Genomic DNA, 2,255 nt, shown 5'->3' on the forward strand with positions numbered 1-2,255 from the left:
CCCCGGCCCCTTGCAGGCCGGCGTGCATTTTCGCACGAACCCCGCCGCCGTGGCTTACGAGGCCTTCTTCACCTTGCCGGCCTTGGTGTTGTCGATCGCCATCGCGATGGCCTTCTCCTTCGCCTCCGCACAGGCGCCACCGCAATCCAGCCGCGACGACTCGATCTGCTGCGGCAGATGCTCGGCCAGGAAATCGATGAACACCCGCACCGCCGGCAACATGCCCCGGCGCGACGCGAACACCGCATGGCAGATACCCTGCGGCAGGCTCCATTCCGGCAGCACCACCTCCAGCTCGCCCCGGCGCACCGCCTCCGCACATACCGTCTCCGGCAGCAGCGTGATGCCGTAGCCGTCCTTCGCCATCGACTGCAGCAGCGGGAAATCGAAACCGGCCAGGCGCGGGTTCAGTTCGATGCGGCGCACCTCGCCGTCCGGACCATGCAGTTCCCAGCGCTGGCGCGCCTCGTCCTCGCTGATGCTCAGCGTGACGTGCTCGGCCAGGTCTTCCGGCACCTTCGGGCGGCCCGCACGGTTGAGGTACTTGGGGCTGGCGACCAGCAGCTCCTGGATCTGGCCGAAGCTGCGCATCACCAGGCTGCCGTCGTCGTCGAGCTTGGCGCGAACGCGCAGGGCCACGTCGTAGCCCTCGTTGATGATGTCGACCCGGCGGTTGTTGACGTGCAGTTGCAGGCGCACCTTCGGGTACTTGTCGAGGAAGGCCGGCAGAATCTTCGGCAACTGCATCTGCGCCACCGCCACCGGCACGCTGACGCGCACCACGCCGCGCGGCTCCGCGCTGAGGCGATCGACCACTTCGCGCGCGGCCTGCGCCTCGGCCAGCATGGTCTGCGCGTGGCGGTGCACGCTGGTGCCCACGTCGGTCACCGCGAAGCGGCGCGTGGAGCGCTGCAGCAGGCGCACGCCCAGGTCGGTTTCCAACTGGCTGATGCGCCGGCTCAGGCGCGACTTGGGAATGCCCAGGGCGCGCTCGGCCGCGGCAAAGCCGCCGTGGTCCACCACCATGGCGAAGTAATAGAGGTCGTTGAGGTCGTGCTGCATGACAATAGTTCCGCCTTTAGAACAATCAGTGACGTTAAACCACGTTTATCCCGCTTATGCAACGACCTACAGTGGTCTCCAAGGCGGCTTTGGGCCGCGTCCTGACCGGAGAACCACCATGAAACTATTGCATATCGACAGCAGCGCCCTGGCCGCGAACTCGGTCAGCCGACAACTGACCGCCGCCATCGTAGCCCGTTGGCAGGACAGCGTGCCCGGGCTGGAGGTCACCTACCGCGACCTCGACGCCGACCCGCTGCCCCACCTGACCAATGCCGTACTGGGTGGGGGCGACGCCGCCGCCGCACAAGCCAGCGAGGCCGCCCTGCAGCAGTTCCTCGCCGCCGACGTCATCGTGCTGGGCGTGCCGCGCTACAACTTCGGCGTGCCGTCCACGCTGAAGGCCTGGATCGACCGCGTGGCCGTGGCCGGCCGCACCTTCAAGTACACCGAGAACGGCCCCGTGGGCCTGGCCGGCGGCAAGCAGGTCATCGTGGCCGAGGCCAGCGGCGGCGAATATGCCGGCACCGCGATCGACTTCGTCGCCCCGTACATGACCCAGGTGTTCAAGTTCCTGGGCATCACCGACGTGGAGTTCGTTCGCGCTGAGCGCGTGGCCTATTCGCCGCAGCACAAGGCTGACGCGATCGAAGCCGCGCTGGCGAGCATCCCGGCGCCGCTGCGCAAAGCGGCTTGAAGCCCCGCTACACCGCACTCCTCTCCGTTCGGCCCGCGCAAGCGGGCCGTTTTCTTTTGGGGCGAGCGGAGACTGGATCTCCGCGCGACGATCAAGGATCAACGTTCTTGCGCGACGCTGGCGCGAGAGCCTCACGCGAAGAGCTGCCCCTCATCCGCCCTTCGGGCACCTTCTCCCGGCGAGCGGGGAGAAGGAACATCGAGGTGGCGGAGTTGCGCGTGCTCTCCCCTCTCCCTGCGCAGCGGGGAGAGGGTGCCCAACGGGCGGGTGAGGGGCGAGCGGAGGCAGCGCGTCTTGCGGATATCGCTGATGCTCAACGCTCGATCAGGCAAGCGCAGCACGGACACTGGAGGTAACGCGCGAGAAGCGGCCCCTCATCCGCCTTCGGCACCTTTATCTCTTGGCGATCTGCCAGATTAGATGCCGAGAGCCGGCGTGGTCGAGCGTCACACCTTGGGTGCTACGACCGCGGGAGAGCAAGCTCGCCACGCCGGAA

Annotated in this window: 2 protein-coding genes; one reads left to right on the forward strand and one right to left on the reverse strand. The window is 67.4% G+C overall.

Annotated elements, in window-relative coordinates; translation table 11 throughout:
* Window positions 1–54: 54 nt before the first annotated feature.
* The gene (locus MMG85_RS18345; protein ID WP_241047342.1) at window positions 55–1,062 is read right to left on the reverse strand and encodes a LysR family transcriptional regulator; all 1,008 of its coding nucleotides are present in this window, start codon (window positions 1,060–1,062) and stop codon (window positions 55–57) included.
* 118 nt (window positions 1,063–1,180) lie between these two features.
* Here MMG85_RS18345 and MMG85_RS18350 point away from each other — a divergent pair, with 118 nt between their 5' ends.
* Window positions 1,181–1,759: an NAD(P)H-dependent oxidoreductase gene (locus tag MMG85_RS18350; protein WP_241047343.1), complete on the forward strand. Its 579-nt coding sequence runs from the start codon at window positions 1,181–1,183 to the stop codon at window positions 1,757–1,759.
* The last annotated feature ends 496 nt before the right edge of the window (window positions 1,760–2,255 follow it).

The organism is Pseudoxanthomonas sp. LH2527 (assembly GCF_022539275.1).
Taxonomy (GTDB): Bacteria; Pseudomonadota; Gammaproteobacteria; order Xanthomonadales; family Xanthomonadaceae; genus Pseudoxanthomonas_A.

Bases quoted from the DNA above. Each gene is read 5' to 3' on its own strand.
- MMG85_RS18345 (WP_241047342.1), bottom strand. From the start codon at position 1,062: ATGCAGCACGACCTCAACGACCTCTATTACTTCGCCATGGTGGTGGAC.
- MMG85_RS18350 (WP_241047343.1), top strand. From the start codon at position 1,181: ATGAAACTATTGCATATCGACAGCAGCGCCCTGGCCGCGAACTCGGTC.